This window comes from Tenacibaculum singaporense (assembly GCF_003867015.1).
In the GTDB taxonomy this organism is placed as follows: Bacteria; Bacteroidota; Bacteroidia; order Flavobacteriales; family Flavobacteriaceae; genus Polaribacter; species Polaribacter singaporensis.
In genome coordinates, this window is record NZ_CP032548.1 from 2,934,609 (window position 1) to 2,949,257 (window position 14,649).

Annotated in this window: 10 protein-coding genes; 2 read left to right on the forward strand and 8 right to left on the reverse strand. The window is 30.9% G+C overall.

From position 1 onward, the window contains the following. Nucleotide 1 precedes the first annotated feature (1 nt). The 3 genes from menD to D6T69_RS13065 form a co-directional block, all read right to left on the reverse strand. On the reverse strand, nt 2-1,654 hold the full coding sequence (gene menD, locus D6T69_RS13055; RefSeq protein WP_125068186.1) for a 2-succinyl-5-enolpyruvyl-6-hydroxy-3-cyclohexene-1-carboxylic-acid synthase: 1,653 nt from the start codon (nt 1,652-1,654) through the stop codon (nt 2-4). 65 nt (nt 1,655-1,719) lie between these two features. Next, on the reverse strand, nt 1,720-2,373 hold the full coding sequence (gene fsa, locus D6T69_RS13060; RefSeq protein WP_125068187.1) for a fructose-6-phosphate aldolase: 654 nt from the start codon (nt 2,371-2,373) through the stop codon (nt 1,720-1,722). A 124-nt stretch (nt 2,374-2,497) separates the two neighbouring features. Then, nucleotides 2,498-3,298 carry an SDR family oxidoreductase gene (locus D6T69_RS13065; protein WP_125068188.1) on the reverse strand — a complete coding sequence of 267 codons (801 nt, stop codon included), beginning with the start codon at nt 3,296-3,298 and terminating at the stop codon, nt 2,498-2,500. 124 nt (nt 3,299-3,422) lie between these two features. Between D6T69_RS13065 and D6T69_RS13070 the strand changes: the two genes are divergently transcribed. Next, nucleotides 3,423-5,060, forward strand: a complete 1,638-nt coding sequence (locus tag D6T69_RS13070) for a M1 family metallopeptidase (protein ID WP_125069303.1) — start codon at nt 3,423-3,425, stop codon at nt 5,058-5,060. A gap of 21 nt (nt 5,061-5,081) precedes the next feature. Further along, nucleotides 5,082-5,489 (forward strand): hypothetical protein, encoded by a 408-nt coding sequence (locus D6T69_RS13075; protein WP_125068190.1) that lies wholly within the window; start codon nt 5,082-5,084, stop codon nt 5,487-5,489. Between the two features lie 54 nt (nt 5,490-5,543). On the opposite strand, the gene D6T69_RS13080 is transcribed toward D6T69_RS13075, so the two are convergent. The 5 genes from D6T69_RS13080 to D6T69_RS13100 form a co-directional block, all read right to left on the reverse strand. Beyond that, complete coding sequence (locus tag D6T69_RS13080; RefSeq protein WP_125068193.1) at nt 5,544-7,388, reverse strand: DUF349 domain-containing protein; 1,845 nt, start codon at nt 7,386-7,388, stop codon at nt 5,544-5,546. 86 nt (nt 7,389-7,474) lie between these two features. Continuing rightward, nucleotides 7,475-8,236 carry a shikimate dehydrogenase family protein gene (locus tag D6T69_RS13085; RefSeq protein WP_125068195.1) on the reverse strand — a complete coding sequence of 254 codons (762 nt, stop codon included), beginning with the start codon at nt 8,234-8,236 and terminating at the stop codon, nt 7,475-7,477. Further along, nucleotides 8,217-9,224 carry a DUF368 domain-containing protein gene (locus D6T69_RS13090; protein WP_125068196.1) on the reverse strand — a complete coding sequence of 336 codons (1,008 nt, stop codon included), beginning with the start codon at nt 9,222-9,224 and terminating at the stop codon, nt 8,217-8,219. The genes D6T69_RS13085 and D6T69_RS13090 overlap by 20 nt, the downstream gene beginning before the upstream one ends. Before the next feature lie 33 nt (nt 9,225-9,257). Further along, complete coding sequence (locus tag D6T69_RS13095) at nt 9,258-10,181, reverse strand: DUF368 domain-containing protein (protein ID WP_125068198.1); 924 nt, start codon at nt 10,179-10,181, stop codon at nt 9,258-9,260. Between the two features lie 12 nt (nt 10,182-10,193). Next, entirely contained in the window at nt 10,194-14,486 is a 4,293-nt protein-coding gene (locus D6T69_RS13100) for a translocation/assembly module TamB domain-containing protein (RefSeq protein ID WP_240628313.1), read from the reverse strand. Nucleotides 14,487-14,649 lie beyond the last annotated feature (163 nt).

Consider the following 14,649-nt stretch of genomic DNA (forward strand, 5'->3'; position numbering starts at 1 on the left):
CTTATAAGTTTTTAAAATAGTTTTTTAAAACTACGTCATTTATTTCTTTTGGAGTAAAAACCTCCATTATTTTTGGTTGATTCGATTCTTCATAAAACGAAATCAAACTACTTTGTAAGCTCTTTAAATCTTTTGTTTGAACATATTCAAAACCATACATTTTTGACAAATGCTCTGCAGTTAAATCATGCGGTGTTTCAAAGTACTCCGTAGCATTTGTTGTTAATGGTCCTGGGATATATCTAAAAATACCACCTCCTGCATTGTTTAAAATAATAATTCTAAAATTCTTCGGAATATTTGTATTCCACAACGCATTGCTGTCGTAAAAGAAACTTAAATCTCCTGTTATAAATATTGTTTGATTTTTTGAGGCATATGCTGCTCCTAAAGCTGTACTTGTACTTCCATCAATCCCGCTTGTTCCTCGATTACAAAATACTTTTAGTGTAGGATTTACATCAAACAATTGTGAATATCGAATAATTGAGCTGTTACTTATTTGTACTTGCGAAGTATCTGGAATACTTTCTAAAATAACTTCAAAAGATTTTAAATCTGAATATTCGCAATCTTTCAAATACTCTTCGTGTTTTACAGCTCTTTGTTCTTTTTCTTGTAACCATGTTTCTTGATAAGTACTTTCAACATTTTTCTTCTCCTTAGAAAGGCTTGTTAAAAAAGTTACCGGATTTGTTTGTAAAAATTCTGACAAACAGTGATACGTATCCATCGCCTTTAACTCATCAACATGCCAATGATGTTTTGGCTGTAATTTTCGTAAAAACTGTTTAATTCTTTTAGAAATTACCATTCCTCCTAAAGTTAGTAATATTTCAGGTTGCAACTTTTTATATTCTTCTTCAGTTAACTTAGAGATTAATTTATCTATGCTATTGATAAACTTAGAATTGTATATATTTGAGGTAGTTTCTGTTAACACTAAAACAGAAGTATCTTCTGCATATATATTCAATATTTTTTGAAGCTCAGTATCTGGAAAATGACTTCCTACCAAAATCATTTTTTTGACTGAAGAATTCCAAACAGGAACTAACTTACCTAAATTAATAGATTTCTTTGCTTTACTCGCAATGACACTTGAAAAATCAAAAGCCTTTGGTTTTTCTACTGTTTCATATAAAGGTTCATCAAACGGAACGTTGATATGAACTGGTCCTTTTTGAGTGATTGAAGTTTGTAATCCCTCAATTAATAAACTGATATTATTTTTTAACTGACTTTCTTCTTCAATCAAATTAGCTGAGAACAAAATATGGTTCTCAAACACATTCTCTTGACGAATGGTTTGTCCATCACCTATATCAATCAGGTGCTTTGGTCTGTCTGCTGAAATTACAACTAGCGGAATATTGCTATAAAAAGCTTCTGCTATCGCAGGATAATAATTTAACAAAGCCGAACCTGACGAACATACAATAGCAACAGGCTGCTGTTTTTGTTGTGCTATTCCCATTGCAAAAAAGGCAGCACAACGCTCATCTACCACACTTAATGTTTCTATGTCTGGATGATTTGAAAATCCGACAGTAAGTGGTGCGTTACGAGAGCCTGGTGAAATTACAACAGTATCAATATTAAATTGATTACATGCTGAAACTACTAATTGTGCGAGTTCTTTTTTTGGGTACATATCTTTTAAAAAATGAGATTCCCGCTTTCGCGGGAATGACAAAATACTAAAACCAGCTTTGTTGGTTAGTTTCCTTTTTTATAATCTGCTAAGAATTTAGCTAAACCAATATCAGTTAAAGGGTGTTTTAACAATCCTTCAATAGCACTTAAAGGTCCTGTCATGACATCAGCTCCAATTTTAGCACAATCAATCACATGCATTGTGTGACGTACAGATGCAGCTAAAATTTGAGTATCGAATAAATAATTATCATAAATCTGACGGATTTCTGAAATTAAGTTTAAACCGTCTGTAGAAATATCATCTAAACGACCAATAAATGGTGATACATATGTTGCTCCAGCTTTTGCTGCTAATAATGCTTGACCAGCAGAAAACACTAAAGTTACATTAGTTTTAATTCCTTTATCAGAAAAATATTTACATGCTTTTATTCCATCTTTAATCATAGGTAATTTTACTACGATTTGAGGATTTAAAGCAGCTAACGCTTCTCCTTCCTTCACCATTCCATCAAAATTAGTAGAGATTACCTCAGCAGAAACATCTCCTTCTACTATTTCGCAAATTGCTTTGTAGTGATTGATAATGTTATCTTCTCCTGTTATTCCTTCTTTAGCCATTAATGATGGGTTTGTTGTTACCCCATCTAAAATTCCTAAAGCTTGTGCTTCTCTAATTTGATCTAAGTTAGCTGTATCAATAAAAAATTTCATCTGTATATTTATTATGTAGTTGTGTTCTAATTCTTGAGTTTTGAGAGCTCAACTCTCTATAAAAACAACGTATAAAACAATGTTTTACACCGTAATTTTCTTTAATTACTAATCTTCTGCGAATTTACAATTTATAATGATTCATTAGTAATTTTTCATAAACTTTATCAGGCAATATTCTTTTTAACACAATTGAAAACTTCTCCATAAATCCACCAACTTTATAGTGAATTTTTGGGTTCTTGTTTTCTATGATTTTATAGATTGCTTCTGCCATTAGTATTGGATCTGCGCCAGAATCAACATGAGCATCCATCAAGGCTAAGTTTTCAGCATATTTTTCTTTGTAGGCAGAATCTTCAAAAACAGGTGTATGGTATCTTCCTGCTGCAATATTCGTAGCAAAATCTCCTGGAGCTACATTCACGACCTTAATACCGAAACTTTTTACCTCCATACTCAATGCTTCTGTTACCAACTCTAACGCCCCTTTGCTTGCAGAGTAAATCCCTCTAAAAGGTAACCCCATGTATCCTGCGATTGAAGTTGTGTTAATAATCGTTCCCGATTGCTGTTTTCTCATGTGAGGTAACACTTCTTTAACAACATCAATTACTCCAAAAAAGTTTGTATTAAAGTTATCTTTCATTTCTTGTGTAGGTGTATCCTCAATTGGACCAGTAATTCCTTTTCCTGCATTGTTTATCAACACATCAATCTTTCCTTCAACAGTGATTACTTCTTCTACAGCTTTCTTTATCGATTCTTGGCTAGTTACATCTAATGCTACCATTTGAAATGGAGCAGTTACTTTTTGTGGATTTCTACTTGTTCCGTAAACTTTAAACCCTCTATCGTGTAAATAGGTAGCTATTGATTTTCCTATTCCTGAAGAAGCTCCTGTAATGAAAACTGTTTTTGACATTGTTCTTATTTTAAGCAAATATCTTAAAGTTAGCTTCAATAAAAAAACTTTAAAACCTATCTTAGCATTTTATCTCTCAAGTATAAACACTATGTATAAAAAAACATTTTCTTTATCTGTTTTTATGACATCTTTAGCAATTTTAATTGCTGGGTGTTCTTCTTCAACTGCTCAAAAAAGCACATCGTTATTTTCAAAAAGTGAGACGTTTACACGTCAAGATTCTTTACGTGGTTCTATTACTCCTGAAAGATCTTGGTGGGATTTAACATATTACCATCTTAATGTAACCGTTAATCCTGACAAAAAGTTTATTAAAGGAAAAAACACAGTACAATATAAAGTTTTAAAACCTCATCAGGTTTTACAAATAGATTTGCAGCCTCCTTTAAAAATTACTAAAGCGACTCAAAACAATAAAGAACTACAAGTTATTTCAGAAGGAAATGCGCATTTTATTCAACTACAATCTCCTCAAAAGAAAGGAGCTATAAATTCTGTTGATGTATATTATGAAGGAAAACCTAAAGAAGCCATCAGAGCTCCTTGGGATGGTGGTTTTTCATGGAAAAAAGACAGTAATGGAAATCATTTTGTTGCTACTTCATGTCAAGGATTAGGCGCCAGTGTTTGGTGGCCTAATAAAGACCATATGTATGATGAAGTAGATAGTATGGCGATTAGTGTTCGTGTACCTAAAAACTTAATGGATATTTCTAATGGACGTCTACGTAAAATAGAACAACATAATGACAACACGACTACCTACCATTGGTTTGTTGATAATCCAATCAACAACTACGGAGTAAATGTAAATATTGGAGATTACGTACATTTTTCTGAAAAATATAAAGGTGAAGGTGGGATATTAGACATGGACTATTATGTACTGAGAGATAATTTAGAAAAAGCCAAAAAGCAATTTAAAGATGCTCCTAAAATGATGAAAGCATTTGAACATTGGTTTGGCAAATATCCTTTTTATGAAGATGGCTTTAAACTAGTAGAAGTTCCTTATTTAGGAATGGAGCATCAAAGTTCTGTTACTTATGGAAATCAATATAAAAATGGGTATTTAGGTAGAGATTTGTCTGGAACTGGCTGGGGATTAAAATTCGACTTTATTATTATTCACGAAGCTGGTCATGAATGGTTTGCTAACAATATTACCAATGTTGACATTGCTGATATGTGGATTCATGAAAGCTTTACAGCTTATTCTGAAAACTTATTTTTAGATTATTACTATGGTAAAAAAGCTTCTGCTGAATATGTTATAGGAACACGAAGTTCTATTCAAAATGACAAACCAATTATTGGTCATTATGATGTTAATAACGAAGGTTCTGGAGACATGTATTATAAGGGAGCTAACATGCTACATACTATTCGTCAATTAGTGAATAACGATGAAAAATGGCGTCAAATTTTACGTGGCTTGAATGCTGATTTTTACCATAAAACAGTGACTACTCAAGAAATTGAAAAATACATGATTGAAAAATCAGGTATTGATTTAAGTAAAGTATTCGATCAATACCTACGTACAGTGAAGATTCCTGAGCTAGAGTACACAATTAAAAACAACACCTTAAAATATCGTTGGAATAATGTTGTTAAAGGTTTTAATATGCCAATAAAAGTAACTATTGATGGAAAAGGTGAATTACTAAATCCTACTGAGAATTGGCAAACAAAAACTATTAAAGGAGACTCAATTGAAGTTGATAAGAATTATTATGTTAACTCTAAATCCATTTAAAATAACCGTATTCTATCTTTTATGACTAAATGGTTACTTAAAAAATTCACACTCAATCCTAAAAAACTGCTCTTAATTGACGGATCAGGAGCAGTTATATCAGCTTTTTTATTAAGTGTTGTATTAGTAAACATTAAAGATATTATTGGAATACCTGCTTCTTCTCTTTACCTGCTAGCTATTTTACCAATAATTTTTGCCATCTATGATTTTTACTACTATCAAAAAACACATAGCAAACTAAAATTTTTCTTAAAAAGAATTGCGATAGCTAACCTACTCTATTGCTGTTTTTCTATCGGGGTAGCATTCTACCATTCAAAAACCATCACTAATTTAGGCTGGACATATATTTTAGTTGAAGTTTCAATCATTATCATTCTGTCTGTTTTTGAACTTATCGTAGCAAAGCAACTTTCTAAAAATTAAATAAAAAACTCGAACCTTAAAAGGCTCGAGTTTTTAATGATTATTATATAATTTTTAATAATCTAATCTTTTTAAGTAGTCTAGTTTTTCTTGCCAAAGGTCTAATTGGTCTTTAAATTCTTGGATTCCTTTACGAACATTTTGCACTAAAGGATTATCTTCTGTAGCGTTTGAAATAAAACTCAGGTTATTTTCTAACTGTTGCATTTCTCGTACAGTTTCATCTATTTTCTTTCTAATAAAGAACTGCTCGCTATCTAACTTTCTATAGTCTTCTTGTGCTAAATATGTATCTACAACGCCTTTAAACTTCATCATTTCAATATCAATTCTGCTCATATCTAACTTATCTAGGTGAGCATCCATTGCTTTATTGAACTTTTCATCTAAGTAACGTGCATTCCTTGGTAACGCTCCTAGAGCTCTCCAGTCAGCTAATATTTTTTCTACATCTTCTTCTGTAGATATTTCGGCAGTTTTAATTTGCTCTACAAATTCTTTCTTAGCCTCCACTACTGCTAATTGTTCTTTATTTTCTTCATTCTTGCGAGCATGTAATCTATCAAAGTAATGGTTACAAGCGTTTTTGAATCGTTTCCATATATCATCAGAAAATTTTCTAGGCACGTGTCCTATTTTTTTCCAATCTGCTTGAATACGCTTCATAGTATTGGTAGTTTCACTCCAGTCTTCACTATCTTTTAAGCTTTCTGCAAGCTCTACCAATTCCATTTTCTTTCTTAAGTTCTCATTTTGTGCACTTTTTTCATGCTTGTAAAAGGCATTTTTAGCTGAGTTAAACTTTTTAGTAGCTGCCTTAAACTCTTGCCAAACAGCTTCACTTTTACTGTAAGGTAACTTTCCTATATCAAAGTATTTTTTTCGTAGTTTTTCTATTTCTACAATACTTTTTTGCCAGTCGTTGTGTGTTTTATTGTTTGATGTATCGTATGCATTTATTTCTGCAGCAACTGCTAGTTTTGCATCAATCATTTCTTGATGCTTTGACTTTAATTCTCTGTAGTGCTGATGACGTCTGTCATGAATCTTTTTAGTTGCTTCACTAAACCTACCCCAAACATCTTCTCTATGTTCTCTTGATACAGGTCCAATGTCTTCTTTCCACATACGATGCAATTCTTGTAACTCTTTAAAAGCCACATTAACATCTTCTACATCACTTAAAGCTTCTGCTCTTTCTATTAATCGTAGTTTTTCTTCTAAGTTATGTTTGAAGTCTAACTCTCTAAAATCTTTATTTAAGTGTAATAAATCGTAAAAGCGTTCTACATGATGATGGTATGTTCTCCAAGTATCGTTGTATTTTGTTTTTGGCACTGCCCCTACACTCTTCCAACGATTTTGAATTTCTTGAAAATCATTATACATTGTTTTTGGGTCAGCATCTTTAATTAAAGCCTTTAACTCTTCAATTAAATTATTTCTTCTCTCTAAGTTTTCTTTTAATTGTTTTTCTAACTGAGAATAGTATGCATCGCGTTTGGCTTTATACTCACCTAATAACTTATTGTATTCCGTTTTTACTGGGCTAGAAAACTGAAAGTCTATAGAATTTCCTCCATCTGCTAAAAATGCCTCTTTTTTCTTTGCTAATAAAGCTCCAAACTTTGAGTTAAATGCTGTTTTTATAGCGTCTACATTTGATTTTAATTGTTGAATTGGATGGGCTTTTAGTAATTTTTTTAATTCATCTACCAATTTTTCTAACTCCATCGAAGCATAATCAAGCATAGGAATTTCGTGCTTTTCATCTGCTTTTTCAGATTCATTGGCTACTTCATTTTCAACCTCATTAACAGCATTTTCAGTTTCCTTACTTGTCTTCGTTTGCTCTTCTGTTATTGGTTTTTCTACTTTCTCTTCGTTGTTTTCTAACATATCTACAATGTTTAAGTTCCTTTGATTTAGATTATAAAGATAAGGATTCTTAGAGAATAGCAAATTTTATTTTAGTTTTTAAAATTTTAGCTATTGTTCCATATTTTCCAAGCTTTTTCTGCTTGTAGCTCTAACATCTCTAATCCATTTTTTATAGTTGCTCCCTGCTCTTTACCTCTACGTAAAAAAGTAGTTTCTGACGGATTGTATATTAAATCGTACAATAAATGTTTATCTGATAAAAATTCATATGGAATATCTGGACAGTTCTCTATATTTGGGTGTGTACCTAGTGGTGTACAATTTATAATGACATAGTGAGACTCGATAAACTCCTTATCAATATCTTGATATGAGATTTGTTTTTTCTCTTTCGGAGTTCTAGATACATATTTATATTTAACTCCAAAACTTTCAAGCACATAAGCTACTGCTTTTGAAGCTCCTCCTGTTCCTAATATCAATGCTTTTTTGTGATGTTTTTTAAGTAATGGTTTTAGTGATTTTTTAAATCCATACACATCAGTATTATACCCTTTTAACCTTCCTTTCTTGGTTATTTTAATAGTATTAACGGCTCCTACTTTTAGAGCCTTCTTATCTATTCTATCTAAAAAATTAAAAACATCTAACTTATACGGAATCGTAACATTCATTCCTTTTAGTTGCTTTTTATTCTCTTTTATTTTTTGAGGCAGTTCATGTATTGATTGAATATCAAAATTGATATACTCATGATTTTTTAAATCTAATTTTTCAAACTTTTCGGTAAAGTATCCACGAGAAAATGAGTACGAAATATTCTTTCCTACTAAAGCATATAAATGCTTATTTTCTTTTTTGGTCATAAAAATCAATAATTAGTATTAATGCGATTCCAATAATAATGAATCCTATAGAAACCCATGTTTCTTGATTGTTAAAATTGGGTATAAATCTCTGGTAGTTTTCTATTATTTTGTTTCCGCTTTGATCTAGCAAAAACACACCTTCTTCTTTTTTATAAATGGTTTCTTTCCATGGCCAAACAACTCCTAATGATCCAGTAATAAAACCTATAATAATTGCTGTTACAATTTGATGCCATCTTTTTAAAACATACCCTAAAACATGTGAAATAGACACAAGCCCAAAAGCTGAACCTGCTGTAAAAACTCCTATAATTTTTAAGTAACGAACTTTTACTTGATCATTCAGTACTTCAAAGTTTCCAGACAATAGATTTGTAATTACATTGCCTAATACATTTACACTGTCTACTAACAACAAAACATAGTTTCCTAATAATATAAGAATAAATGAGCCTGAAAGTCCTGGTAATGTCATTCCTGAAACTCCTATTATACCACATAAGAAGACAAACCAAAGATTATCATTTTCTGTAGCGGGTGTCATAAAACTAATAGAAATCCCAACTGAAGCTCCAATAACCAGCCCTAAAATAGTTTTAGGTTTCCAGTCACCAAAATCTTTTGATATATAATAAATAGAACCTATAATCATTCCAAAAAACCATGACCATACATACAGTTCATAATTTCTTAAGAAATAATCTAAAATAAGAGACACACTGAAGTAGCTAAACATACTTCCAGCCATTACCCAAACTAAAAATTGTAAATTGGTATAGGTTGCAAAACTTTTAAAACGTCCGTTAAATAATAATTTAAAAGCTTTACCATTTATCCTTTGAAAAGTATAAATAAGTTCTTCGTAAAACCCCATCACAAAAGCTACCATACCACCAGAAACTCCTGGTACTTTATTAGCTCCTCCCATTATTAATCCTTTAAAAAAAAGGTTTATCTTTTGCGATAGCGTGCGCTCTTTATACATGCGGTTTAATTAGAACGCTAAGTTAGTTATTTTCTAGTGCTTTTTTACTGCTAATTTCTCTAATAATAAAATAAGCCCGAAACCAATTACTGCTAGCATTGTTGCGTACATTAATTGAGGATTTCCATCGTAAGAAAATGGGGAAATAGATAACTCATTAAAAGGAACTTGTTCTCCGTGTGAATTGGTTCTGTATGTTAATACTTTCTTCCAAGGCCAAATTTTATTTAATGAACCTATTATAAATCCTGTTAGCACAACAAGAGTATAGTTTTTATAATTTTCAAATAGGTATTTTAAAACTCTTGAGAACGTTAACAAACCTACTATTGCACCTAAACCAACGAATGCTATAGTTGTAAAATCACGGTTATTTACAGCTGCTAAAACTGGTTTATAAGCTCCTAATAGCACCAAAATAAAAGATCCTGAAATACCAGGTAAAATCATAGCACAAATTGCTATTGCCCCAGCTAAAAACATAAATAACATTGAAGAGTTTTCTGAAACCAACGGATTTAACGTTGTGATGTAATAAGCTAATATAGCTCCCAACATTAGTAGGAATCCTGAAACGAGATTCCATTGAGTAACTTGTTTTGCTATATAAATAACACTTGCTAATACCAATCCAAAGAAAAAAGACCATACTAAAATTGGATGGTGTACTAATAACCAAGAAATCATTTTTGCTAATGAAACGATACTGATAAAAATTCCAACAAAAAGGGCTGCTAAAAAATTACCATTCACTTGCTCCCAAGCTGATGCTAAACCTTCTTTTTTTAAAGTTTTAAGTAGTTTTAAATTAATATTACTAATAGAACCTAATAGCTCTTCATAAATTCCTGAAATAAATGCAATAGTACCTCCTGAAACACCAGGAACTACATCAGCAGCTCCCATAGCCATCCCTTTCAATGCGATTACAAAGTAATCCTTCTTTGTTCTATTCATAAAATAGTTTGGTTATTTATCTTCTTTAGATTTAAAGTTTATTAGACTTTTTTTCTTTGGTTTCAAAGTATCTTTTTTAACTTCTTTTTTCTTTTCCTTTTTATTTAACCCTAATTTTTTTCCTAAGTCGCGCAAGTTATTAAAATTAACTTGATATGAAATACCTATTCCTTGTGTATATCCTTCTTCTTCGGTAGAATATTGCACTTCATTTTGACGATTAAAGACTGTACCTCTTAAATTACCTTCTTCATTTAAAAGTACTTCTACTTTTACTTCTCCAACTACACTGGTTTGAGTATTAGTTCCTACCGGAACTCCTACTTTTCCGTTAACCAATACTCTATCACTTAACTGTGTTGATACAGATACATCTACCTGATCGTCTGAATTAAGGTTATCTACATTCCCCCTATCTCCTTGCGTATAACCTACTCCTAACTGAAACTTATTCCCATCACTATTTAACATGTTTGTTAAAATACTTGAAGCTATTTCAGAAGCAGTTCCTGTAATTCCTGAACTAGCACTACTACCAATGGCATCTGGATTATAAAAAGTACCAAAAGCCAATAAGAACGAAAAGTGCTGCATTTTGGTATTTAAATCATTCTCATTCAAAATAAACTCTAACTCAGAACTTACTGTTGAATTTGCATTTGGTATTTTAATATCAAACTCTTGTTTTGAACTAAATAACCCTCCCGTAATTTTCGTGTATAAATCAATTGGAATCTTACGATTTGAATTGATATTGTCTAGTAACTGTGCTGGGTTTGCTTTGGTTCTATATACTGCAGTTATATCTAAATCGGCTTCATAAGGATCTCCATTCCAAGAAATAGTTCCTCCTTTTTGTACAATAAAGGGCTTTGTTATTCCTGCATATTTAAAGTTATAGAAACCATTATCTACAGTAAAGTCCCCAAACATATTAAACTTACCTCGTGTATCAATATCAATCCTAAGGTTTCCTTCTCCACTTCCTTTTAATTCACTTCCTGAAACTTTGTCTATTACAACTTGAGCTACAGCATCTTTTGTTACAGCTAGATTAAGTCTTAAATCAAGACCTTTAATATCTCCAATAACTTTTCCTTTAGCTCCCTCTTCTTCCTCTCCTGTTTTAAATCGAATTAACTTGTAATTATCTATCGTTTTAACATCACTTAGTGGAATTACAAATAAAGTTCCTTTGTTTGTTTTTCCGTTAACCTCAATATCTAAAAAACTTGTAAGTCCTCTAATTTTGGCCTCTCCATTTAAAAAACCTGTTCCGTAGTATTGGGATTCTTCAGTTTCTTGTGTGTCTAAAATCAGTAAGTTTTGTGTATTAATATCAAAATTTAAAAACCAGTCTTTAAAGTTTTGATGTGCAATACTTCCTGATAAATCTCCTTGTGTAAGATATTTTGTATCCTCTAGGATTATGTCTTTTAATATAAATTCTTGTTTGTCTAAAACAACACTCGTATTTCCTTTTAAATCAAAATCTACATTTAAATACGGAAAGGCTAATCCTGCATTTTCAAAATTTAAAACTCCGTTAAAATCAGGGTTTCTCAAATAACCTTTTGCTGTAAAGTCTCCTGTTACTTTTCCTCTTAGTTTAGATAATACATCTTCTCCTAATGGGCTGAAAGCAGCAATATCATACTCTTTCAAATAAATATCTAAATCTATAATTGGTCTATCTTTTGAAAAATCAATTCCACCAGTAGCAGATATATTTTTTGCGTTTTCATTTTCTAGAGATAGGTTAACATTATATTTTTCATAAGAATTATCTCCCGTAATATTCAGCGCTAAATTTCCTTGTGAATAATCATTTATATAAAAATTCTCCACATATAAATTCCCTTCTGGAGCTACAGTTTCATTCTCTTGTTTAAACTCTAATCGTCCATTTAATCTACCATCTAATTTTAAACTATCAATAGGAGGTAAAAAGCTAGCTAATTTAACTTTATTAAAATCTGCTTGGATATCTTTGTAAGTGCTATCTCTTACAATTCCTTTAAAATCGATTCTTTGCTCTCCTGATTTAAAAATAAATGGACTAATTGTAAAGTCATCTTTTTGTAAATCAAATGTCACCTTATTATTTTTATCTTCATTAGGGTTTACCACCCAATCAAAACCTTTGTAATGCAACTTTGATTTTTGAATTCCTACTACAGATTTTTGAAACTCATTAATTGTATAAAAGAAATCTAAACTAAAGCTCTCTCCATAATCTTTTCCTCCCTTAAAAAGGGATTTAAAAAATAGTGTATCGTTCTGTGTACGATTTAATAAGTTTAATTTTTCAATGTTGTAATACTTCGTGTTAATCTTATTTGCTGTTAAGTGAGTGCTATATAGCGGGTTTTTATTATCCAATCTTAACACTACTCCTTCTATTATGTTTTTATAAGCGTTTATTTCTGGAGATTCAAATGTTAATTTTAACGAGTTTTTATCTGAATTAATACGCCCTTTTAATCGTGTATTTTTACCAATTGAGATATTTGGTAAAAAAACATCTATAATTTGGTTATAAATTGTGAAATCAAAATCTAAAAACTGATTTGGCGCTACTTCATGCGGGCGATAGTTTGTATACACGCTACCTAGAGCATTTTGAGTGATAGGTAACAACTCTTCAAAAGAAAATTTACCTTTTAGATATCCTTTTACGATATCTGATGAATTAACTTCAATAGTTTTTATACTATCTTTTACTGATGAATTAACTTCAAAGCTCTTGAATGGGTAGCTTTGTTTTTGATTTGTGTAGATTAAGTTTTTAAACGTTGCTTTACCAATAATATCATCAAACGTATTTCCTGAAATATTTAAATTAATATTCCCTTTTAATTCAGAAACACTATCACGAGTAAACAAATTTGTCTTTTTTAAATCAATTCTATCAACATCAGCGATAAAATCAAATTTGTTAATCTCTGATGAAAAATCTGCTAATCCTTCAAATTTCAACTTAAAGTTATCATCATCCGCATTTAATAAACCGTCAAACTTTTTATTTTGAAACTGTCCGTTTACTTGTAAGTTTTTATATTCATATTCATTAAAAAACAAACTACTTACTCTTCCAATAATTATCGTGTTAATATTATCTACATTAAATCCACTACCATTAACATCTGCTTTTAGTGAAACAGTTCCTAATACGGAGTCATTAGCAAAAACACCAAGATCAAAGTTTTTAAACTCTACCTCTCCTGTATACTCGGATTTATCAATATTATCAATATTTGTTAATTGAAGGTCAGAAATTGCAGTTCCGATTTCTGATTTTACTGATACAGTAGCATCCATTTGTTGTGGAGTTACTCTTACTATTCCTTTCAAAGTAAAATTTCCTAGTCTTTGAAATTCTGTTGGTAATGTTCTCCCTAATAAGTTTGGTAGTACATTTCTTAATTGAAAGTAATTTGCCGTAAGATTATCTAAGTCCGCATCAAATACAAACCCCCTACTAGTTTTAACTGCATTAACAAATCCCATGTTTCCAATAACCCTCATACCTCCTTTTGAATGTACTCTTACGTTATTGGCACTAAAATTATTCAAAACACCATCAATATCTCCACTTATATAAAGAAAATCATGTCCTCCAATTTCATTGTATAGTTTGTTTAAATCTCTTACAGAGACTACACTTTCTTGAAATTTAGCTTTGATTCTAACTTTATCATTGAAATTTACAAAATCTTTTCGATTATAGGTAAATTTAACTTCAGCTTGCAATTTTGTGTCATTGTCTGTTGCTAAAATTGTATTATTAAAATCCATAAAGGATTTTGTATATGTAAAATCGGTAGATAAGTTTGATACATTTACTCCCCTGTTTTCAATAAAGTACATGTTTCTTATTTTCATAGAAACATCAGGGCCTATAATAGAGAAATCATTTAATTCAGCACCTGCTTTATATGCTGCAAACTCAAGAGGGTCTTGTTTGTTTTCATCCATTAACTTAAAAGTTAAATCATCTAAAGAAATTTTATCACTTTTAAGAATAAATGGTGCAGCTAAACTATCTTTAGGTTTTCCGTCTTCAAAACTATCTATAAAAATAGACATGTTATCATTCTTTTCACCTTTATATGTTTTCATATAAAAATGAACACCACTTAAAGAAGCTTCTCCTAAATCTACTTGATTTTCTAATATACGTTTAGCATTCTGTAAAGAAGTAGTTAGGTTATTCACAAATATTAAGGTGTCTTTGTGATGATCTCTAATCTCTATTTCTTTTAGCTGGACACTTCCTAACCAAGACAAATCAATTTTTTTCACAACAATATTGGTGTTAAACTCTTTATTCACCCAATTCGTTGCTTGCTTGGCTAGTTGACTCTGTACAAAAGGTAACGATAGTAAAAGAAAAAGCAATAGCAAAAAAAACACTGCGTACTTTATAATTCTACCTATTATGTTCCCTAATCTTTTAATAACTTCC

Coding starts and splice junctions, on each gene's coding strand:
- menD (WP_125068186.1), bottom strand. CDS start 1,654: ATGTACCCAAAAAAAGAACTCGCACAATTAGTAGTTTCAGCATGTAAT.
- fsa (WP_125068187.1), bottom strand. CDS start 2,373: ATGAAATTTTTTATTGATACAGCTAACTTAGATCAAATTAGAGAAGCA.
- D6T69_RS13065 (WP_125068188.1), bottom strand. CDS start 3,298: ATGTCAAAAACAGTTTTCATTACAGGAGCTTCTTCAGGAATAGGAAAA.
- D6T69_RS13070 (WP_125069303.1), top strand. CDS start 3,423: ATGACATCTTTAGCAATTTTAATTGCTGGGTGTTCTTCTTCAACTGCT.
- D6T69_RS13075 (WP_125068190.1), top strand. CDS start 5,082: ATGACTAAATGGTTACTTAAAAAATTCACACTCAATCCTAAAAAACTG.
- D6T69_RS13080 (WP_125068193.1), bottom strand. CDS start 7,388: ATGTTAGAAAACAACGAAGAGAAAGTAGAAAAACCAATAACAGAAGAG.
- D6T69_RS13085 (WP_125068195.1), bottom strand. CDS start 8,236: ATGACCAAAAAAGAAAATAAGCATTTATATGCTTTAGTAGGAAAGAAT.
- D6T69_RS13090 (WP_125068196.1), bottom strand. CDS start 9,224: ATGTATAAAGAGCGCACGCTATCGCAAAAGATAAACCTTTTTTTTAAA.
- D6T69_RS13095 (WP_125068198.1), bottom strand. CDS start 10,181: ATGAATAGAACAAAGAAGGATTACTTTGTAATCGCATTGAAAGGGATG.